The 21,060-nt window shown below is 71.6% G+C and carries 19 protein-coding genes; 7 read left to right on the top strand and 12 right to left on the bottom strand.

Annotation, left to right across the window (positions count from 1 at the left end):
* Position 1: 1 nt before the first annotated feature.
* The 4 genes from V6U86_RS29200 (at position 2) to V6U86_RS29185 (ending at position 2,097) form a co-directional block, all read left to right on the top strand.
* Positions 2-637, top strand: coding sequence for a LysE family translocator (locus V6U86_RS29200; RefSeq protein WP_334508864.1), 636 nt, complete (start codon positions 2-4; stop codon positions 635-637).
* Complete coding sequence (locus tag V6U86_RS29195) at positions 634-1,125, top strand: hypothetical protein (RefSeq protein WP_334508927.1); 492 nt, start codon at positions 634-636, stop codon at positions 1,123-1,125. The genes V6U86_RS29200 and V6U86_RS29195 overlap by 4 nt, the downstream gene beginning before the upstream one ends.
* Before the next feature lies 1 nt (position 1,126).
* On the top strand, positions 1,127-1,510 hold the full coding sequence (locus tag V6U86_RS29190; RefSeq protein WP_334508862.1) for an SGNH/GDSL hydrolase family protein: 384 nt from the start codon (positions 1,127-1,129) through the stop codon (positions 1,508-1,510).
* A gap of 92 nt (positions 1,511-1,602) precedes the next feature.
* On the top strand, positions 1,603-2,097 hold the full coding sequence (locus V6U86_RS29185; protein WP_334508859.1) for a DUF2231 domain-containing protein: 495 nt from the start codon (positions 1,603-1,605) through the stop codon (positions 2,095-2,097).
* Positions 2,098-2,192: 95 nt separating this feature from the next.
* Here V6U86_RS29185 and V6U86_RS29180 read toward each other — a convergent pair whose 3' ends face one another.
* The 11 genes from V6U86_RS29180 to V6U86_RS29130 all read right to left on the bottom strand — a co-directional run bounded on the left by V6U86_RS29180 (position 2,193) and on the right by V6U86_RS29130 (position 15,809).
* On the bottom strand, positions 2,193-5,546 hold the full coding sequence (locus V6U86_RS29180; RefSeq protein ID WP_334508858.1) for a S8 family peptidase: 3,354 nt from the start codon (positions 5,544-5,546) through the stop codon (positions 2,193-2,195).
* 101 nt (positions 5,547-5,647) lie between these two features.
* Positions 5,648-6,640, bottom strand: a complete 993-nt coding sequence (locus V6U86_RS29175) for an LLM class flavin-dependent oxidoreductase (protein WP_334508857.1) — start codon at positions 6,638-6,640, stop codon at positions 5,648-5,650.
* Positions 6,637-6,963, bottom strand: coding sequence for a TIGR04076 family protein (locus V6U86_RS29170; protein WP_279516523.1), 327 nt, complete (start codon positions 6,961-6,963; stop codon positions 6,637-6,639). The genes V6U86_RS29175 and V6U86_RS29170 overlap by 4 nt, the downstream gene beginning before the upstream one ends.
* Positions 6,960-7,331, bottom strand: a complete 372-nt coding sequence (locus V6U86_RS29165) for a nuclear transport factor 2 family protein (RefSeq protein ID WP_334508854.1) — start codon at positions 7,329-7,331, stop codon at positions 6,960-6,962. The genes V6U86_RS29170 and V6U86_RS29165 overlap by 4 nt, the downstream gene beginning before the upstream one ends.
* 39 nt (positions 7,332-7,370) lie before the next feature.
* Positions 7,371-9,014: a DUF885 domain-containing protein gene (locus V6U86_RS29160; protein ID WP_334508851.1), complete on the bottom strand. Its 1,644-nt coding sequence runs from the start codon at positions 9,012-9,014 to the stop codon at positions 7,371-7,373.
* Complete coding sequence (locus V6U86_RS29155; protein ID WP_334508849.1) at positions 9,011-10,249, bottom strand: amidohydrolase family protein; 1,239 nt, start codon at positions 10,247-10,249, stop codon at positions 9,011-9,013. The genes V6U86_RS29160 and V6U86_RS29155 overlap by 4 nt, the downstream gene beginning before the upstream one ends.
* Before the next feature lie 9 nt (positions 10,250-10,258).
* The gene (locus tag V6U86_RS29150; protein WP_334508847.1) at positions 10,259-11,236 is read right to left on the bottom strand and encodes an ABC transporter ATP-binding protein; all 978 of its coding nucleotides are present in this window, start codon (positions 11,234-11,236) and stop codon (positions 10,259-10,261) included.
* The gene (locus V6U86_RS29145; protein WP_334508845.1) at positions 11,233-12,210 is read right to left on the bottom strand and encodes an ABC transporter ATP-binding protein; all 978 of its coding nucleotides are present in this window, start codon (positions 12,208-12,210) and stop codon (positions 11,233-11,235) included. The genes V6U86_RS29150 and V6U86_RS29145 overlap by 4 nt, the downstream gene beginning before the upstream one ends.
* A gap of 1 nt (position 12,211) precedes the next feature.
* Positions 12,212-13,111, bottom strand: coding sequence for an ABC transporter permease (locus V6U86_RS29140; RefSeq protein WP_334508843.1), 900 nt, complete (start codon positions 13,109-13,111; stop codon positions 12,212-12,214).
* Positions 13,108-14,193: an ABC transporter permease gene (locus tag V6U86_RS29135; RefSeq protein ID WP_334508841.1), complete on the bottom strand. Its 1,086-nt coding sequence runs from the start codon at positions 14,191-14,193 to the stop codon at positions 13,108-13,110. Before V6U86_RS29135 ends, V6U86_RS29140 begins: the two co-directional genes overlap by 4 nt.
* Before the next feature lie 11 nt (positions 14,194-14,204).
* Positions 14,205-15,809, bottom strand: coding sequence for an ABC transporter substrate-binding protein (locus tag V6U86_RS29130; RefSeq protein ID WP_334508839.1), 1,605 nt, complete (start codon positions 15,807-15,809; stop codon positions 14,205-14,207).
* Between the two features lie 293 nt (positions 15,810-16,102).
* Between V6U86_RS29130 and V6U86_RS29125 the strand changes: the two genes are divergently transcribed.
* Positions 16,103-16,639, top strand: a complete 537-nt coding sequence (locus V6U86_RS29125) for a helix-turn-helix domain-containing protein (RefSeq protein ID WP_334508837.1) — start codon at positions 16,103-16,105, stop codon at positions 16,637-16,639.
* A 125-nt stretch (positions 16,640-16,764) separates the two neighbouring features.
* On the top strand, positions 16,765-18,648 hold the full coding sequence (locus tag V6U86_RS29120) for a Xaa-Pro dipeptidyl-peptidase (RefSeq protein WP_334508835.1): 1,884 nt from the start codon (positions 16,765-16,767) through the stop codon (positions 18,646-18,648).
* Here V6U86_RS29120 and V6U86_RS29115 read toward each other — a convergent pair whose 3' ends face one another.
* Positions 18,649-19,557, bottom strand: a complete 909-nt coding sequence (locus V6U86_RS29115) for a helix-turn-helix transcriptional regulator (protein ID WP_334508834.1) — start codon at positions 19,555-19,557, stop codon at positions 18,649-18,651.
* 188 nt (positions 19,558-19,745) lie between these two features.
* Between V6U86_RS29115 and V6U86_RS29110 the strand changes: the two genes are divergently transcribed.
* Positions 19,746-20,507 carry an SDR family oxidoreductase gene (locus V6U86_RS29110; protein WP_334508833.1) on the top strand — a complete coding sequence of 254 codons (762 nt, stop codon included), beginning with the start codon at positions 19,746-19,748 and terminating at the stop codon, positions 20,505-20,507.
* The last annotated feature ends 553 nt before the right edge of the window (positions 20,508-21,060 follow it).

Genomic DNA, 21,060 nt, shown 5'->3' with positions numbered 1-21,060 from the left:
CATGCACGGGGTCGCGGTGCTCGGCTTCCTGCTCGCCGTCGCGCCGATCACCGCAACGCCGGGCGCAAGCCTGACCCTGGTCGTCTCGCGGGTCGCCGCAGGCGGGCGACGGCAGGGCTGGTGGGTGATCCTGGGTACGGTGACCGGGCTCTACGTGCACGCCACCCTGGCCGCTGTCGGTCTGGCCGCACTGGTGCTCCGCTCGTCGCAGGCGTTCTGGGTCGTCAAGCTGGTCGGCGCCGGTTACCTGGTCGGGCTCGGCCTCTGGCTGCTCTGGTCCGCGTCCCGCCGTCGTACGGAGGCCGGACAGCGACCGACGGTTCGCCCCCGGCGGCTGCCCTGGCGGGTGGACCACCCGTACCTGCAGGGGTTGCTCGGCAACGTGCTGAACCCCAAGGCCGCCGCCATCTACCTCACCCTGGCACCACAGTTCCTCGAACCGGGTCGACCGGTGCTGGTGCCGATGGTGCTTCTCGCCACGGCACACGCCGCGCTGCACACCTGTTGGCTCGCCGGCTGGACCGAGGTCTCCGGTGGCGCCGCCAGACTGCTCCGGACCGCCTCGGTGCGCCGGATGTTCGATCGGTTGACCGGTGCGATCCTGCTCGGCCTCGGCGTACGGGCGGCGGTGAGCTGAGCCCGACGTGGCCGTCGCGCCGCCGACTCTGGGGTGCGAAGAACCCGGACGGCAGCTACACCGTCGCGCTGTTCAACCTCGCCGACGCGCCCGCGTCGGTCACCGCCCACTGGGCGGCCTTCGGCTTCACCGGCAACGCCTCGGTGCGGGACGTGTGGAACCGCCGCGACCTCGGGCCGCAGAAGAACGCCATCACCGCGGCGCTGCCCGCGCACGGCTCGCGGCTGTTCACCGTACGACCGGGCACCGCACTCGCCACGACCAGCTACGAGGCCGAGGCCTCGGTCAACACCCTGACCGGCAACGCCTCCGTCGGCGGCTGTGACGCGTGCTCCGGCGGCCAGAAGGTCGGCAACCTCTACGTCGGCGGCGCGGTGCGGTTCAACGACGTCACCGTACGCAAGGCCGGCACCAACACCATCACCTTCGACAGCGGCACCTGGTACTCCCCCGACATCGACCGGATCGCCGTACCGCAGACCCTCTGACGTGCCCGGACGCGGCCCGGCGCGACAGCCGGGCCGCGCCGCCGCGCGCATCCGCCGAGCCCCCAGGTTGGAAAACCCGACATGGATAACGACAGCACCACACGCGGCCGGCAGGTGCGTCGTCGGCGCCACGGTGATGGCGTACAAGGGCTGGTCGGAGTACGACGCCGCCGGTGAGGCCGTGCGCCAGGGCGTCAACGACTGGATCCGGCACAGCGGCGTGTTCGACGCCGTGGTCGACTTCGACCGGATCACCCGCAGCCCGTACGACCCGCAGGCGTTGCTGCCGTTCTTCGACGGCGGTGATCACATCCACCCGAACGACAAGGGCATGCAGGCGATGGCGGACGCCGTCGACCTGGCCGCGTTGCGCTGCGACAGGTGAGCGGTCGGCGGGGATGACATGCTCACTCGGTACCGATAACGTCCCTCTGTGGACGATCAACGTCCAGGCTGATCTCACCGGAGGAGACGCGGATGTTCGAGGAGTTCATGGGCATCCCCGCCCACCCTCTGCTGCTGCACGCCGCGGTCGTGTTCGTGCCGCTGCTGGCCCTGCTGACGGTCGGCTACGCGCTCGTCGCGCCGATCCGCCCGCACACCCGCTGGGTGCTGGGGCTGCTCGCCGTGGGCGCGCCGGTCGCCGCCCTGCTGACGAAGCTCTCCGGTGACGCCTTCCTCGAACGGATGCAGGCGGCCAACCGGGTCACCCCCGAATTCCTCCCGACGCTGGAGGCGCACCAGGAGTTCGGTGACATCACGCTCTACGTGACGATCGGGTTGGCGGTCGTGGCGCTGGCACTGGTCTGGTTCGTACCGCCGAGGGCCGCCGAGTCCAGCGCGGAAGGGCGGCCCGGTCGACCACTGACCCTGGCGTTGCAGGTGTTGTCGGTGGTGGCCGCCGGCGTCGCCGTCTACTACGTGTTCCGCACCGGCGACTCCGGGGCGAAGGCGGTCTGGGAAGGCCAGTGACGGTCCGGCCACCTCGCCGGACAGGACATGGAGGGCACCGACGGGGTGCTGGTGCGGCCCGGTCGGGGGCCCGGGCCGCACCAGCGGGGTGACCATCAGCCGGCGTGGTACGCCCGGATGATGGTCTGGTCGATACCGCTACCGCCGTTCGCGGCGGCCTTCACCCGCAGCGAGACGGCCTGCCCGGCGGCGGCCTTCGGCAGCGCCACCCGGTAGCTGTCGCCGCTCGTGGTGACCCGGGCCGACGTCCAGGTGGCACCGTCGTTGGTCGAGGTCCAGACTTCGAACGACGTCACCTTCTGCGCCTTGACACCGTGCGCCTGCCGGACGGCCAACTCGGCCGTACCGCCGGTGGCGTGGTTGTTGGTGTCCATCGGCAGCGCGTAGTCCACAGCGAGCAGCGGCAGCGGCACGCTTCCGGTGCCGTCCGGCCCGGCCGACCGGAACGTCCACGAGGTGTTGACCTTGGTGGAGATCGGCAGGATCAGGCTGGTGTCGACGTCGAGGGTCAGCCGGTAGTCGGCCAACTGCTGCGGCACCGTGAAGTCGGCGAGCGGCCGGTCCCGTTCCTCGACCAGCTTGCCGTTGCGGTACAGCGACAGCTTGCGGTTCACCCCGATCGAGTTGCCCTGCAGGCAGTCGGCCCGCTGATGCTGATCCGTCAGCGACACCAGATCGATGTGCAGGTTGCCGCGGGTCCGCGACGGTGCGGTGGCGCAACTCCAGGTGGCGCCGGCCGGGTCGTCGTAGAAGCCGGAGTGCAGAGGCTGCCGCGCCCAGACTTTGGTCTGCTGGCTGCCCGGCTGGTAGCTGCGGGGCGCCTCCTGGGCCGACAGGCCACCGTAGACTCCCTCGTCCGCCCAGAGGTACCCGGGCGAGAGGTAGTCGGTGCGGTTCGGCGGCAGGTTCCCCTCGTGGGTCTGCGTCACCGGCGCCCCGTCCGGCGTGAGGCCGCTGCGGATCAGTTGCGTGACCATCCCCTCCGAGTCGGCCTGGTGGAACCGCTCGTCGATCCGGGCGAGTTTCGCCTGCTCGGCCTTGCTCACCCGGAAGGCGGGGTCGGCCGGTACGCCGTCCGCGTACTCGTGCACCAGGTTGTAGCGGTACGGCTTGGCGGTGCCGGCCGGCGAGTCCAGGTTGACGGCCCCCCACGTGCGCCGGGAGCCGACGGTGGGCGTGGACAACGCGGTGGTGCGGACCGTCGTCCTGGCCCCGTACCCGCTGATCTGATGCCACCAGGACAGGCCGTTCGGCGCGGTCTGCACGTTGGTGAGGTCGGTCTTGGTGGGTGTGGCGGGCACCCCGTCGATCGTCGCCGTCACCGGCTTGGCCCGGGCCGGGTCGAGCGTCACGCGTCGGGCGCCGCGCACGTCCAGGTCGGCTTCGGCAGCCAGCGTCGTCTCCAGCACGTCACTGTCGACGTAGTAGGCGACCGAGGAGCCGAGGATCGCGTACCGGCCGGCCGGTACCCGCAGCGTGAAGGTGTCTCCGGGCGTACCGCCCGCGCCGTCGTAGTAGATCACCGGGTCGCTCAGGTTGGTGACCAACAGGTTGATCCAGCTCTCCGCGCCGTCCTTCAGGCCGGACAACGGCTTCGTCTGGATGGTCAGGTCGTAGCTGGGCGGTTCGACGTAGAAGCTGACCGGGGTGGTCGAGGCCAGCTTGCGGCCGGGGCCGCGGGCGGTGACGGTGGCCAGGTAGAAGCCTGGCCGGGCGGCCAGCGCCGCACGGTTGACCCGCACTGTCACGTCGGCGGTGGAGCCGCGCTTGAGCGTCAGCCGGCTCGTCGAGAGCGACGCCGCGCCGCGCGGCACCGGCTGGCCGTCGTGGTTGGCGACCGACACGTCGAGGTCGAGGTGCGTCGTCGCCGGGGTCGCCTCGCCGGTCCAGCTCAGCTTCGCCTCGCTGGTCCCGGACTGCGGGTAGGCGAAGGTGCCGAGGTTGACCACCGGCTGGTTGCTGGTCGGGCCGCCGAGGGCCCGCGCCGCGTTGAGCCGGCCGGCTCCGACGGCGTACGCGTCGACGTCGGTGAGCGGGTCGGCGGCACCGACGAGGGCGGCCTTGAGCTGCTCACCGGTCCAGTCCGGGTGCCGCTGGGCGAGCAGCGCGGCGGCACCCGCCACGTGTGGGCTCGCCATCGAGGTGCCGCTGATCGCCTCGTAGTGCTCGTCGATCGGGTCCTGGAGGTTGGTGCCGGCGGCCCGGGCGGCGACGATGTCGACACCGGGGGCGACCAGTTCCGGCTTCGCCACGTGGCTGCTGACCAGTGGTCCGCGGCTGGAGAAGTCGGCGAGCTTGTCGTTACGGTCGACCGCGCCGACGGTCAACGCGCTGGCGGCGGAGCCGGGCGAGGAGATGGCGGCGCCGCTGTTGCCGGCGGCGATGACGAACAGCGCGCCGGTGGACCTGCTCAGCCCGTCGACGGCCAGCGAGAGCGGGTCGGTGCCGTCGTCGGCGTCGCTGCCGCCGAGGCTCATGTTGATGACGTCGGCCCGGGTGGCGGCCCACTCCATCGCCGCGATGATGCCGGAGTCGTCGCCGAAACCGTGGTCGTCGAGCACCTTGCCGATCACCAGGTTGGCGTCCGGCGCCACCCCGCGGCGCTGACCGTTCGCGGCCGCACCGGTGCCGGCGATCGTCGAGGCGACGTGCGTGCCGTGGCCGTTGTGGTCGACCGCGTCGCCGCCCTCGACGGTGAAGTCGGCCCGCTCGACGACCCGGCCGACCAGGTCGGGGTGGGTAAAGTCGGCACCGGTGTCGAGGACCGCGACCCGGACGCCCTTGCCGGTGTAGCCGGCCTTCCAGGCGTCCGGCGCGGCGATCTGGCCCAGGTTGCGGTCCAGGCCGGCGGATTGTCCGCCGCCGGTCAGGGCGGTGGCCCGGACCTTGCGGTCGAGCCAGACCTTCTTCGCGCCGGCGAGCAACGAGTTGGTCGCCAGCTTCGCGGTGGCCGGGCTCTTCTTGGGTACGCGGCCGGCGACCGCGCCGATGCTGGGCAACGACAGCACCTCGCCGAGCGCGGCCACCCGGGCGGACGCGGTGGCGGGTTGCACGATGAGCGGCAGCTCAGTGGAGTTGCCGTCGTCGTAGCCGTCGGCGATCAGCGTGGTGACGTCGAACAGGTCGGGGTCGAGGACCGAGCCGATCTGGGACGCGACGCGGGCGGGGATGACGTGCAGGTGGCCGTCGGGGCCACAGCTCTGGCGGATCACCGCGTTCTCGTCGGCCGGCCGCACCGTGGCTTGTGGGCACCCCGATCCGGTGTCCCGTACGGTCACCACGTCCCCGGTCAGCAGGGTGACGGTGTGCGTCTTCGGATTGGCCGTGGCTGCGGGTGAGCCGGTCTGACCGATGCCGCTGGTGCCAGCCGCGGCGGGGCCACCCGGTAGGGCGGTCAGCGTCGTGGCTGTGACGGCGACGGCCATCAGCCACCGCGTTTTCCTGAGCATGTCGCTCCTCGTCTCAATTGGACGAAACCGCCTCTTCGGGCGACCTCCTGCAAGATCATATGTACGGAAACGATCTTCGGGAGGTTCTCGACGAGAGGTTTTCACGCCCGTAACAACGGGAGCACCCGTCGGCCGAGCAGGTCGATGCCACCGTGCGGCGTCAACCCGTGCGGGGTGCCGAACTCCACCCGGCTCGCCCCGGCGTCGAACACCGCCGCGGCCTGCCCCGCGACCTGCTCGGGCGTGCCGGAGAAGGCGAACAGGTCGAGCAGGTCGTCGCCGATCAGCGCACCGGCGAGGTCGTCCTCCCGGCGGGCGACGTGCTGCTGGATCCGGGCCAGCAGCTCCGGGTCCACCTCGATCGTCGGGTCGAGGGCGGCGACCACCGCCAGATACATGGCCACCTCCCGGCGCGCGACCCGGCGGGCCAGCGCACCGTCCTCGTCGACGACGGTGACCGCGCCGAGCACGACACCCGTGCGGTCCCGACCCGCGACCGCCGCGTCGTCCAGCCAGCCACGCATCATCCGGGCCATCGCCGGGTTGGCCGACCCGCCGACCTTGACCTCGCCGGCGAACCCGGCCGCCGCCCGCGCGGTCTGCCGCCCCCAGGTGCCAACCAGGACGGGCACGTCGGCGCGGGCCGGCGTGTAACGCAGCGACGTGCCCGGCGCCACGGTGAACTCCGCACCCTGAAAGCCGCTGTCGTCACCGGCGAGCAGCAGCCGCACGACGGCGACCGTCTCGACGATGCGCCGGATCGGACGGACCTGCGGCACACCGATCTCGTTGAGCCAGGTGCCCCGGGCCAACCCCAGGTAGGCGCGGCCCCGCGAGGCCAGGTCCAGTGCGGCCACCTGACCGGCAACCTCCACCGGGTGCATGGTGAACGGGTTGAGACACGCCGCGCCCAGCCGGATCCGCCGGGTGTGCCGGGCCGCCACCAGCAGCGGAAATATCGGCGGTTGGTACATCAGGTCACCGAAGACCGACAGCACGTCGAAGCCGTGCCGCTCGGTCAGCTCGGCCAACTCCGCGTACTCGTCGGCGGACTTGTCGGACTGCAGGCCGATGCCGACCAGCCCAACGCTCACGTCAACTCCTCGGTGGGGATGCGCTGAAGGCCGGTCCGTTCGATGCGCATGATGAGCCGCTCGTCCGGGTCCGGACAGGCGACGTGACTGTCCCGGGCCATCCAGTCGCCCTCGGCCAGCGCCCGCTGCTTCGCCGGCAGCAGCGGCAGGCACGCCGCCAGGGCGTACAGGCAGAAGTGCTTGCCGGCGGGGATGGTGAGCCGGTTGGAGCCGGTCAGGTCGATGTGATCGCCCGGCTGCAGGCCGCACACCGAGCGGCCCTCGATCCGCTCCACCACGACCCGCAGGTCGTAGAGGTCGGTGGTGGGTTCCTCGGCGCTCATCGCACGGCCTCCGCGTGGTGGTGCACGATGCGCCAGGAGCCATCCTCGCGGCGCAGGACGTCGGTCACCCGGAAACACTCGTCCGGCCGGGTGTCCGCGAAGCGGGCCCGCAGCACGTAACGGACCAGGCCGGTGTCGCCCCAGGCGTCGGTGCGCAGGTGTTCCGGCGCCACCGAGATCGGCGCCGACCCCGTCGCCCGGGTCGCCCGCCGGTCCCGCAGGTCGTCCAGCGCGGACAGGCCGGACAGCAGGCCGTCCGCGTCGGACTCCCAGAACGTCAGGTCGGGGTGCAGATGCGCGTCGAAGGCGGGCCGGTCGCCGAGGGACCGGTACAGGTCGGTGATGGTGGTGGCGAGCTCGTCGCTCATCGGCTGTCACTTTCGATCGGTTACGACGGGTACGGACGGTCAGGGCAGGTCGGCCAGGCGGGCGCGGAGCGGATCCAGTCCCATGGGCCCGAGTGCCAACGCGGTGTGGTGGAAGCGTTTCCGGTCGAACGTCGTACCCGCGCGCCGCTCGGCGTCCCGGCGGGCCTGCTGCCACAACCGCGCACCAACCTTGAAGGCCAGGGCCTGCGCCGGCCAGCCGAGATACCGGTCGACCTCGAAGCGCGCGGTCTCGGCGTCCAGGCCGGCGACGCGGGTGAGGACGTCCACCGCGAGCGCGGGCGTCCAGCGGCGTTCCTCGGTGAACCCGTTGCCGGCCGGGATCGGCAACCCGAGGTGCAGCCCCAGGTCGATGACCACGCGGGCGGCCCGCCACAGCTGACCGTCGAGCATCCCGAGCCGCTCGGCCGGGTCGGCGTACAGGCCGATCTCGTCGGCCAGCCGCTCGGCGTAGTGCGCCCACCCCTCGGCGTACCCGTGCACCTGGCAGAGGTGGCGTTGCCACGGGTGCAGATTGGCGGTGGTCAGGGTGACGGCGTGCTGGAGGTGGTGACCGGGCAACCCCTCGTGGCACAGCGTGCCGACGTGCCGCCACACCGGCACGGTCGACTCGCCGGAGGGCACCGACCACCAGATGGCACCGGGACGGGTCAACGCCGGGTCGGGAGGCGTGTAGTACATGACCCCGGACGTGGCGGGGCTGATCCGGCACACCACCCGCCGCAGGACGGCCGGGATGTCGAAGTGGGTGCCGTCGAGCGCATCGGTCAGCAGTTCGGTGCGCTGGCGCAGCCACTCCTCCAGGGCGGGCCCGGCCGACACCCGGCCGGCCGGGTCGGCGTCCAGGGCCGCCCGCGCGGCAGCCACCCGCGAGTGGCCCAGCTCGCCCGCGACGGCACGCAGCTCACCGGCGGTGCGGTCCAACTCCTCCCAGCCGTACGCGTACACCTCGTCGAGGTCGACGGTGGCGCCGAGGAAGCTGCGGGCGGTGACCCGGTAGAGGTCGCCGCCGACACCGTCCACGTCGGACGCGACGGGTGCCAGCTCGGTCCGCAGGAACGCGGCGAAGCCCGCGGTGGCCTCGGTGGCCAACCGGGCGCCCCGCTGCAGGTGCACGGCGGACGGGCCGCCGGAATAGCCCTGCACCAACCGCCCGTAGAAGTCGGCGGTGGTCCAGGCCGTGCACTGGTCGGCGACCACCAGCACCTGGCGGCGGGCGACCAGCTGTCCCCGCTGCGCCGAGCGGCGCAGCGTCGCGGCGTACCGGTCGAGGGCGTCGGGCACCTGGTGCAGGTGCTCGGCGACCACCGCCCAGTCGTCCTCGGTGTCGCGGGGCAGGTTGTCGAAGAGCTGCCGGAGCAGGTGCACCGGCGTGGCCAGCGGGGCGAGCAGTCGGGTGGTGAACCCCGCGTCGTACAGGTCGACCTCGCTGGCCAGCCGGTCGAGCAGGGCGTCGGCCAGGGGCCGCTCACCGGGGTCGTGGGTGGTAGCCGCGGCGGCGGCCGTCGCGGTGCGTCGGGCCAGCTCCGCGCGGGCGTCGAACGCGTCCGGCGCCAGGTCCGGAACGTGCGACAGGGGTCTACGCCCCACCGTCTCGGCCGCCTGCGGGTCCAGCTCGGCGAGCGCGTCGAGGTACCCGTCGGTGACCCGGGTGATGCTGGTCATCGCGCCACGCCCAGCCGGCCGTTGTCGTCGCGGTACGCCACCCCGCCCTTGAGCACCGCGTGCAGGGTGCGCAGCGCGGAGACCGAACGGGTCGGGTCGTCGCGCAGCACCAGCAGGTCGGCGTGCTTGCCGGCCTCGACGGTGCCGAGGGTGTCGGCCCGACCCAGCCACTGGGCGGGGCGGGTGGTGGCGGCCTTGAGCGCGTCCGCGACGGGCATGCCCGCGTCCACCATGAACTCCAGTTCGCGGATGGTCGCGGTGGTCTCGTCGTAGCCGGCGTGCGGGGGCATGTCGCTGCCCAGGGCGATCGGGACGCCGTTGCGGATGGCGTGCTGGAGGCTCTCCCAGTGCCGTGGGCCGGCTGCGAGGGCCCGGTCCATCAACCAGCCGGGCACCCCGGAGTCGCGGAAGAACTGCTCGCACCGGCTCACCACGATCGTCGGCACGTACCAGACACCCCGCTCGGCCATCAGTCGCGTGACGTCGTCGGTCAGCTCGTAGCCGTGCTCGACGCAGTCGAGACCCAGCTCCACGGCGCGACGGACCGAGTCGGCCGGGCCGGCGTGCGCGGTGACCTTGCGCCCCCAGTCGTGTGCGACCCGGATCACCGCGGCCATCTCGTCGTCGAGCAACTGCGGGGTGTCGATCGCCTCGTGCTGACCGGCGATCCCGCCGGAGATGCAAACCTTGATCAGGTCGGCGCCGGCGCGCAGCTGTTCGCGGGTGGCGCGACGGAACCCGTCCGCACCGTCGGCTTCCAGGGCGTCGGCCTCCCAGCCGTGCCCGCCGGTGCAGCAGAGCGCGTGCCCCGCGGTGAAGATGCGCGGGCCGTCGACCGCGCCGGCCTCGATCCCCCGGCGCAGGGCGAAGTCCGCGTACCGGCTCTCCCCGACGAGGCGGGCGGTGGTGACGCCGGAGTGCAGGGTGCGCCGGGCCGAGTCGGCCATCATCAGCACCAGTTCGGCCAGGTTGGCGCCGTGCACGGTGTCGGCGAGGTGGCCGGGCAACCCCAGCGAGAGGTGGACGTGCATGTTGGTCAGACCCGGCATGACGTGGTCGCCGCCCAGGTCGACCACCCGGGCGGCGCCGGCCTCGGCGAGGACGTCGTCGACCTGACCGACGGCCCGGATCATCCCGTCGGCGTCGATCCAGATGCCGCGATCCGGTTGGGAGGCGTCCTGGACACCGTCGTAGAGGGCGAGGTTGACCAGGACCTGTTCGGTGGGCATGCGCATGGGGCGTCCTCAGAGTGAGCGTGCGACGGTCGGGGCCGTGGCGGAGTCGGTGAGCCAGCAGGCGACGCTGCGGCCGTCCAGCTCGACGGTGGGTGGCTGCTCCCCGCAGGGCGCGAACGCGTGCGGGCAGCGTGGCCGGAAACGGCACCCGGTGGGCGCGTTGGCCGGGTCGGGCACCTCCCCGGCGAGGATGGCGGGCAGGCGCGGGGTGGGCCCGATCTGCGGCACCGCGTCGATCAAAGCCCGGGTGTACGGGTGTCGGGGCTCGCGCCACAGCTCGCGGGTGGGCGCGGCCTCGACGATCCGGCCCAGGTACATCACCGCGGTCACGTCGGCGATCTCGTGCACCAGCGCCAGGTCGTGGGAGATGAAGAGCATGCCCATGTCGAGGTCGCGGACCAGCCCGACGAGCAGATTGACCACCTGGGCCTGGGACGAGGCGTCCAGCGCGGTGACCGGCTCGTCCGCGATGATCATCCGGGGTTCCGGGGCGAGCGCACGGGCGATCGCCAGGCGCTGCCGTTGACCGCCGGAGAACTGGTGCGGATACCGCTGTGCGGCGCTGGCCGGCATCGCCACCCGTTCGAGCAGCTCGTTCACCCGGGCCCGGCGGGCCGCCCCGGTGACAGCGGCGGGCACGCCGTCGAGGAGCTGGGAGCCGATGGTGCGCCGGGGGTTCAGTGAGGCGTACGGGTTCTGGAAGACCATCTGGAGGGCTACCTCGGCGCCGGAGCGGGGTCGCCAGCCCAGCGGGGTGACCGGTCGGCCGGCGTACCGGACGGTGCCGGCGCTCGGTGCGCTGAGACCGACCGCGACGCGGGCCAACGAGGACTTGCCGCACCCGGACTCGCCGACCAGTCCGACGATCTGGCCGGGCGACACCTCCAGGCTGACCCCGGCGACCGCCCGCACCCGACCGCGTCCGCGGGAGCGGTACTCGACCTCGACGTCGGTGAAGGACAGTCGCGAAGGCTCGGTGGTGGTCATGCGGCCACCTCCAACTGTGGGCGGACCACGCAGGCCACCGACCGGTCGGCGCCGGCGGGGGTGAGCGGGGGCGGGGCGGTGCCGCAGGACGGTTCGGCGTACCCGCATCGGGGTTGGAACGGGCAGCCCGGCGGGGCCTCCCCCGGGGCGGGCGGCGCGCCCGGGATGGGCCGCAACGTTCCGCCGGTCTGGGTGCCGTGCGGTCGGGCGCCGAGCAACGCGGCCGTGTACGGGTGGGTGGGTGCGGTCAGCAGCGCGCCCGTCGGGCCGGTCTCGACGACCCGCCCGGCGTAGAAGATGTAGCCACGGGTGGTGAGGGCACTGAGCACGCCGAGGTCGTGGGTGATGAACGCGACGGCCAGCCCGGTCTCGGCGCGCAACCGGTCCAGCAGCGCGAGGATGCCGGCCTGCACGGTCACGTCGAGAGCGGTCGTCGGCTCGTCGGCGATCAGCAGTCGAGGGCGGGCGGCCAAAGCGATGGCGATGGCAACCCGCTGCCGCATCCCGCCGGAGAACTGGTGTGGGTAGGCGCGCAGCGCCCGCTCCGGGTCCGGGATGCGGACCTGGTCGAGCAGGTCCACCGCGCGGCGGCCGGCGGCCCGGCGGTCCATCCGCAGGTGCACCCGCATGTGCTCGGTGAGCTGCCGGCCGACGGTGAGCATCGGGTGCAGGGCGGCGCTCGGGTCCTGGAAGACCATCGCGATGCCCGCACCGCGGACCCGCTGCCAGCCCCGGGAGTCCAGGCCCAACAGTTCCGTGCCGGCGTACCGGGCCGAGCCGCTGACCACCGCCCCCGCGGGCAGCAACCCGAGCAGGGTCTGCGCGGTGAGGCTCTTGCCGCAGCCGCTCTCCCCCGCGATGCCGACCAACTCACCCTCGTCGACGGTCAACGACACGTCGTGCAGGATCGGCAGCGGGCCACGCGGCGAGGGCAGGGTGACGGCCAGGGAGTCGACGTCGAGCAGCGGTGCCACCTCAGCGTCCCTTCGTGTAGCGGGGGTCGAGCCGGTCGCGCAGCGCGTCGCCGAGCACGTTGAAGGCCATCACCACGGTCAGGATGGCGAGGCCGGGAAAGACGCTGACCCACCACATCGACAGGTCCTGCGCGCCGAGGGCCACCATCGAGCCCCACTCGGCGGCCGGTGGGCGGGGACCCAGGCCAAGGAACGACAGCGCGGCGAGCAGCAGCACCGCGTTGCCCAGCTCCAGGGTGGCCAGCACGATCGCCGGGCCGACGCTGTTGGGCAGCACGTCGCGGCGCAACGCGCGGACCGGCCCGACGCCGAGCAGGCGGGCGGCGTTGAGGTAGTCGTCGCCGCGCATGCTCAGCACGGCGCTGCGGATCACCCGGGCGTAGACCGGCCAGGAGACGATGACCAGGGCCAGCACCGCGTTGCGCGTGCTCGGGCCGAACGCCGCCGTCACCGCCATGGCCAGGATGATCTGGGGGAACGCGAACACCAGGTCGGTCAGGCGCATCAGCGCCTCGTCGACGAACCGGCCGACGTATCCGGCGACCAGCCCGAGCAGCCCGCCGACCAGCAGCGCCAGCGAGACGATGGCCAGGGCCAGCGGGATGGACAGGCGTGCGCCGTGGATGACCCGGCTGAGGATGTCCCGGCCGAGCGAGTCGGTGCCGAACCAGTGCGCCGCGGAGGGCGACGCGTACCCGTCGGCGCTCTGCGCCAGCGCATCGTACGGTGCGAGAACGCCGGCGAGCAGAGCCAGCAGCAACCATCCACCGAGGATCGTCAACGCCGTCACGGTGATCGGCTGACGCCAGACCGGTCGGCTGGTCGAGGCGCCGCGCAGTCGGCCGAGCCAGCGACGTCGGCCCAGGGCCCGCTCCGCCTTCGGGTCTGCAAGTGTCGTCATGACAATCGGATCCTCGGATCGATGAGCCCGTACAGCAGGTCGACGGTCAGGTTGACCAGCGTGTAGACCAGTGCCACGAACAGGCTGACGCCGAGGATCGCGGGCAGGTCCAACGCGGTGGCGCTGCGGTACGCGTACTGGCCGACGCCGGGCCAGCCGAAGATGCTCTCGACCAGCACCGTCCCGGAGAGCAGCGAGGCGAACGCCAGGCCGGAGACGGTGACCACCGGCACCAGGCCGGCGCGCAGCAGATGCCGGCGCAGCACCACCCGGGTCGGCAGACCCTTGGCGTACGCGGCCCGGATGTAGTCCTGCTGGAGCACCTCCAGCATCGCCGAGCGGACGAAGCGGACCAGCATCGCCACTGTCAGCGAGGTCAGCACCAGCACCGGCAGGGACAGGTGCTGCGCGGCGTCCCAGGCGACGTCCCACTGCCCGGCGAGCGCGCCGTCGACCGTGTACATGCCGGTGACGGTGGGCGGCGGGCTGAAGTCCGTGGAGAGTCGACCGCCGCTGGGTGCCAGGCCGAGCTGGTAGAAGAAGACGTAGAGCACGACCAGGGACAGCCAGAAGGGCGGGGTGGAGAGCCCGAGCAGGGCGCCGACCCGGACGAGCTGGTCGGTGAGCCGACCGTTGCGGACCGCAGCGAGCATGCCGATCCCGGTGCCGATGAGCAGCGCCAGCACCATGCTCGGCAGGGCCAGCTCCAGCGTTGCCGGCACATAGTGCAGCAGGTCGTCCAGGACCGCCCGACCGGTCTGCTGGGAGTGACCCAGGTCGCCGTGCAGCAGGTTGCCCAGGTAGTGCAGGTACTGGGCCCAGAGCGGCTGGTCCAGGCCCCACTTCTCGCGGAAGGCGGCCACCGCGGCGGGGTCGTTGAGCGCCTGGTCGGAGAGGTTGGCGGTCACCGGGTCGCCGGGGACCACGTTGACCAGACCGAAGGTCACCACCGTGACGCCCAGCAGCAGGCCGGCGGTCACGGCCACCCGCTTGGCCAGGAAGGTCAGCAGCGGGTGGGCACCCCGGGGCCGGGACGCGGTCGTCGCGACCGCGCCCGGCTCACCGTCGTGAACTGTCGTCATGTGGTCGCCGACTACTTGCGGCCGACCGCGGCGACGTCCACCTGCCAACCGGCGGCGGTGTAGTCCGCCCCGGTCAGGTCCGTGGTCGCCACGACGATGGAGGAGTTGCTGGCCAGCACGAGGTACGGCGAGGACGCGTTCATCAGCCGCTGCCACTCCTGCATGGCGGTGGCCCGACCGGCCAGGTCGAGGGTCTCGGTGACCTTCTTGCCGGCGGCCACCACGGCCGGGTCGGCCCGCTCGATCGTCCAGCCGGAGCGCAGCGCGGTCGCCTGCCCCGGTGCCATGTTGTTGATCAGTGAGTCGGCGACGGGGTAGTTCAGGCTCTGCGGGGTGAACCCGAGGGGTGACTTCCCGCCGCGCATCTCGTCGAGGAAGGTGGTCAGCGGCTGCGGGTTGAGTTCCAGCTTGATGCCGGCCTCGGCGGCGTCGCCCTGCACCTTGGTGGCCACCGTGCCGAGGTCCACACCCTTGTAGGTGATGGCCGGGTAGGTGAACTTGACCGTCGGGTTGGTCAGGCCGGCCTCGGTGAGCAGCGCCTTGGCCTTGGCCACGTCCCGCTTGGACTCCTCGCCGGCCGGTAGCGCGCCCGGGAAGGCGGGCGCGACCAGGCCGGCGCCGGGGGCGGCACCCTTGCCGTACAGGGCGGCGATCCCCTGGTAGTCGATGGCGGCACGCAGCGCCTGGTTGAACTTCGGGTTCGAGGTGACGGCGGAGACGCCCGGGTCGGCGTTGAGGAAGAGGAAGTAGACGGTGTCCTGCACGCCGGAGGTTTGCAGGCTGCCCGGCAGTCCGTCGAGGAGCTTGCCGGAGATGTCCAGGGAGATCTCGGCGGCCTCGGCGCGCTGCATGGTCAGTTTCTGGGTCTGCACATCCATGTTGCGCAGCACGACCCGGGAGAACTGCGGCTTGGTGCCCCAGTACTTCGGGTTGGCCTCCAGCACCACCTGGGACGAGGGGTCGTAGGACTTCAGCACGTACGGGCCGCTGCCGACGGAGTTGGTGTCCAGGTACTGCTGCGCGGTGTCGCCCTGGGCGGCGTCGGCGCCGTCGCGGGCGCCGTGCTCCTTGGCGACCTTGGAGTTGAGCACCGCGGTCGACGGCATCGACAGCACCACCGGGATGTTCGGATCGGGGGTGGCCGAGGCGACCACGATGGTGCTGTCGTCGGTCTTGGTCACGGTCAGGCCGCTGACGGTGACCGCGGGGCTGGCCTTGATGTTCTTCAGGCGGTTGAGCGAGAAGACGACGTCGTCGGCGGTGAGCGGGCTGCCGTCGGCGAACGTCACGCCCTGCCGGAGCTTGAAGGTGAACGTCTTGGCGTCCGGCGACGCCTGGTACGACTCGGCCAGCGCGGGGACCGGCTTGCTCACGTCCGAGCCCTTGAAGGTGAGCAGGGTGTCGTAGAGGGCGTGCACGGCGGTCAGACCGGTTGCCTCGTAGACCCGGCCGGGGTCGAGGGTCTTGAGCACGAACGAGGTGTTCACGGTGAGGGTCTTGGCCGCACCGTTTGCGTTTCCACCACTGCCGCCGGCGCTACAGGCGCTGACGGAGAGGACGGCCAGCGTCGCCAGAGCGGACGCTCCGGCGAGGAGCCGGCGGGGAGACACCGACATGCTGTTCCTACCTTCGTATCGCGCGGCCCGCTGTGCGCGGGATCCGCGGGGCGTCGACGACCGCCGGGCGACACCACGCATACGGCCGGGCCGATGGGGTGGCGGCGTCGCGGGCTTCTCGGGGGCGTCGTCTCGGGGTTGGATGTAGACCGGACGGCCAGGGCCCGGTTCGCGCTTCAACGTGGCTTGTTTACTGGCGTCGAACTTTTCCGTCCGACGTTTAGTGATCCTAAACAGGGCTGTATAGTTTGGTCAATCAAGATTCAGCCACACTGAATTTGGAACGAGGACACATGCTCGGTGACCGACTCCGCGATCTGCGTCAGCAGCACTCCTTCACGCTGCGTCAGCTCGCCACAGCCGCCGACGTGTCCCCCGGCCTGCTCAGCCAGATCGAGAACGGCGCGACCGACCCCAGCCTGTCCACCCTGCGAAAACTCGCCCAGGTCTTCGACACCTCAATCGCGGAACTGTTCTCCGAGCCCGAGGCGCCACCGGTGCACATCAGCCGCGTCGGTGCCCGGACCAGGCTGGCCGCGCCACCCGGCCAGATCACCTACGAACGACTCACCCCTGGCCGTGGCGACCTGGAGGTGCTCCAGGCCCACCTCGCGCCCGGCGACGCCAGCTCCGCGGAGCCGTGGGCGCACCCGTCGACCGAGTGCGCGATCGTCATCACCGGTGAGGTCGTCGCCGAGATCGGCGGCGACTCGTACACCCTCAGCGCCGGTGAGTCGGTCACCTTCGACTCACGCCTGGCGCACCTATACCGCAACGCCAGCGATCAGCGCGCCCACCTGATCATCGCGGTGACACCGCCGACCCCCTGACCGACCACGGTGGACGGCTGAGGGGATCGACGGGACGCCGCCGCGGACCTAGCATGTCGACGAATGGATCTTCGAGATTGGCCCCTGCCGACCCCGGCAACCAGCCCAACCGAAGGGAGACGCGCATGCGTCGACCCCGTCATCTGGCACTCCTGAGCGTCGGCGTGTCCGGCGCCCTGGTGCTCAGCGCAGCCCCACCAGCGGCTGCGGCTCCGCCCACGCCCGCCACGCCCACCGGCATCGTGGTCAGCGACGGCATGACCCAACCAGTCTTCTCGCTCGCCGACGCGATCGAGGAGCGAGTGTACGTCCAGACCCCGGTGGACACCGACCACGACGGTCGACCCGACCGGGTGGCGATCGACATCTCCCGCCCCCGGGAAACCGCCACGCAGGGCTTCAAGGTGCCGGTCATCTTCGAGCACAGCCCGTACCGCAAGGGCACCTGGGGTGACGTGCCGTACCCGAGCGTGCTGGTCGACGACCTGCCGCAGAACGGTCTGACCGACCGCTCCGGGCATCGCGCGCTCGACGCTGGCGCACAGCGGGCCCAGGCGAAGGCCAACCTGCCCGGCTCGCTGGACGACTACTACGTGCCTCGCGGGTACGCGGTGGTGCTGGGCCAGAGCGTCGGCACCGGCGACTCGGACGGCTGCCCGACCAGCGGCGACCAGGCCGAGACGCTCGGCACCAAGGCGGTCATCGACTGGCTCAACGGCCGGGCCAAGGGGTACGACGCCAACGGCGCCCCGGTCACCGCCGGCTGGACCACCGGCGCGGTCGGCATGACCGGTGTCTCCTACAACGGGACGCTGCCCAACCAGGTGGCCACCACCGGCGTCAAGGGGCTCAAGACCATCGTGCCGGTCTCCGCGATCAGCAGCTGGTACGACTACTACCGGGCCAACGGCCTCGTCGTGGCACCCGGAACGTTCCAGGGCGAGGACCTCGACATCCTGGCCCAGTACACCGCCGGGCAGGCACGCGCCGAGGGGCCCTGCGCCGACGAGCTCGCGGACATCACCGCGAAGCAGGACCGGGTCACCGGCGACTACTCGAAGTTCTGGCGGGACCGCGACTACCTCGACGCCCGCGACGTCAAGGCCAGCGTCTTCGTCGTGCACGGCCTCAACGACTGGAACGTGAAGACCGAGCACTTCGCCGGCTGGTGGGACCAGCTCGCCAAGCGCGACGTGCCGCGCAAGATCTGGCTGCACCAGGGCGGGCACGGCGGCCCGGGCAGCAGCGCGTCGGTGACCCTGCCGGACGGCCGGACGTGGACCTACAAGCAGACCGAGAACCGCTGGTTCGACTTCTGGCTGTGGAACGTGCGCAACGGCATCATGGACGAGCCGACCGCGGTGCTCCAGCGCGAGGACCGCGCCTACACCACGTACGCCAACTGGCCCGACCCGGCCGCGCGGCAGGTCGGCCTGCGCTTCGCGGCCAGCGACGCCACCGCGCCCGGCGCGCTCACCACCGGCAAGCCTCCGAAGGGCAAGGTGGAGCAGAGCTTCGTGGACGAGGGCCGGACCATCCACCCGGACACCCTGGTGGCCAACCCGGACGCCGCCAGCGCCAACCGACTCGCCTACCGCTCCCCCGAGCTGACCCAGAGCGTGCGCGTCTCCGGGCGACCAGAGATGCGGCTGCGGATGGCGATCGACAACAAGCCGGACGCGAACCTCACCGCGTACCTGGTCGACTACGGCCCGGCCGGGTCGACCGTCGCCCCGACCGTGGTGACGCGAGGCTGGATGGACCCGCAGAACCGCAAGAGCGCCGAGCGCACCGAGCCGGTCAAGCAGGGCAAGCTGTACGACTACCGGTGGACCATGGAGCCGAAGGACTACATCTTCCCGGCGGGTCACCGGATCGGCGTGGTCGTCTTCTCCAGCGACCAGGAGTACACCCTGCTGCCGTTGGGCGGCACCGAGTTGCGGGTCGCGCCGAACGACAGCGAGCTGCGACTGCCGGTGGTCGGAGGGCGGGGCGTCCTCGGCTTCTGATCAGCCCGTTGAACGGGTGGGGCGGTCCGACGACGCGTCGGGCCGCCCCACCCGTGTTTGGCCGGCGGAGGTCTCGGTCTGTGCGAGTTCGGTCTCTGCGAGTGCGGCAAGGAGCCGCAGTTTCTCGTCGCTGTCGCTGCCCTTGTCGGGGTAGTAGACGACGAGGATGACGTCACCGATGGGGAGTTTGTCCCGGTGCAGTCGTAGTTCACCGACGACGGGGTGGTGGACCGTGGTCGTGCCGCCGTCGAGACTGCGGACATCGTGCCGGGCCCACAGGGTACGAAACCGCTGACTGGACAGAGCGAGTTCTCCGACCAGCTCGACGAACCGAGGGTTGTCGATGTCGTCGCCGATTGTGGTGCGAAGGGTGGCGATGAAGTCGGCTGTGGCCTTCGTCCAGTCCTGGTGGAAGGCTTGTTCCTCGGGATCGAGGAGGAGCGAGCGAAGCCGGTTCTGACCGGGCTGCAGGCGCGGCGAGAGCGCCACGGCCATGGGGTTGGAGGCCAGCACGTCGAACGCGCGTCCTTCGACGAACGCGGGGATCTGCAGGTGGGCGAGCAGCTCGTACACCCGTGCCGGTACGTGCTCGGACCGTTTGCGGCGCGGCGCCCTGGGGCGCGCTGCCGCGAGGTCGAGCAGATACGTCCGCTCGATGTCGTCGAGCTGCAGGACGCGGGCGAGTGATTCGAGGACCTGCGGTGAGGGGTTCTTGTCGCGGCCCCGTTCCAGGCGCAGGTAGTAGTCGGGGCTGATTCCGGCGAGCAGGGCGACCTCCTCACGCCGCAGGCCGGGCACGCGGCGCTTACCGCCGGTCGGGAGGCCCACCTGCGCCGGTGAGACCAGCTCGCGCCGGGCACGAAGGTAGCTGCCCAGCCGGTGGCCCTCGCCCGGTTCCTCATCCCTCATGTTCACCACCGTAATGCGGTGCGCGTGCCGTAGAGGGGCCCTGGTAGGACCTGGTCAAACGGGGGCACTGCCACATCCAGCCGGCTCCGTCAAGACTGTGGTTGCCCTGTTCTGCGAAGGACAGCTCGCATCACTGTTTGCGCCGCGAGTTCACGCGTCGGCGCCCTCTGGATTGAAGGGAAGATCTCATGGATCTCTCCAACCGCACCGTTCTCATCGTCGGCGGAACCTCGGGTATCGGCCGGGAGCTGGCCCGACGGTTCGCCGCGGCGGGCAGCACCGTGGCCGTTGGCGGTCGCAGCCCCGAGGCCCTCTCGGAGCTCGCCGGGGAAGGTTTCGGCACGTTCAGCATCGACGTCACGGACGGCGCCTCTGTCGCCTCTGTTCGGGACGCCGTGCTGGCCCGTTACCCCGAGCTGGACACGGTGGTGACGATGTCGGGTGTCATGCTCCTGGAGGACCTGCGCGACCCCGCGCACTTCGGGGCGGCAGAGGCGACGATCGACACCAACCTGGTCGGCACCATCCGGGTCATCGACGCCTTCACCCCACACCTGGTTCGTCGGGGCGCCGGCACCTTCATCACCGTCACCTCCGGCATCGCCTTCCTGCCGTTCCCGCCCATGCCCAGCTACGCCGCCTCGAAGGCCGCGGTGCACGCCTACTCCGAGGCGCTGCGCGCGCAGCTCGACGGCACCGGGGTCGGCGTGGTCGAGCTCGTTCCCCCGGCCGTCGCCACCGCGGGCCAGGAAAGGGTGAACCCGCACGCGCTGCCGCTCGACGACTTCGCCACCGAGGTCATGCACCTGCTCTCGGCGAACCCCACTCCGCACGAGATCCTGGTGAAGGGCGTTCTCATGCACCGTTGGGCCGAGCGTGACGGCACCTACGACGATCTCGTCGCGCAGCGTTCGAAGGCCCTGGCCATGCTCCCCGGCCGCGAAGGCTGACAACCGTCCCCGAATGGCGGCCTCCTCGCTCATCGCCCCGGTGTGGGCGACCAGGTCGCGGGCCGGTCTTCCGTCATGGGAGGCCGGCCTGCTCGCCGGCGGCACCCCGGTGTCGGCTCGAACGCCCATCGGGCCGCCCGCTCCGGACGTGCGGGGACCGTGCTCCCGACGGGTTGCGGATCTCGATGACCGAATGTCCGGTTCGTCATGGCGTCGATTGGGCAAGCCTGTCCGTTTTCGGGGGTGGTGTCCCGTGGTCGGGGGCACCCCGGCGGCGGAATCGCCGGCGGGGTCGGGTCGTTATACCTGGCAGATCACCGCACCCCCTTCGGGTCGGTGGCGGGCAGGCCCCGCCGGGAACACCCGGCCGACCGCCCCGGTTACATCCCCCGCAACGCCCGAGCAGGTCCCCCCGGATCGCCGACGTTGCCGTGAACTTCCCCCGCACGGCCACGCACCCCCCTGTTGAGCGCCGTGCGGATCCCCCAACGCAGAGGAGCACGCCATCATGCGTACCGATCTGATCCGCAAGACCGCCCTGACCGCCGCCGGC

Source organism: Micromonospora sp. CPCC 205558 (assembly GCF_036902955.1).
Classification (GTDB): Bacteria; Actinomycetota; Actinomycetes; order Mycobacteriales; family Micromonosporaceae; genus Micromonospora.
This window is presented reverse-complemented; position numbering and strand designations above follow the sequence as displayed.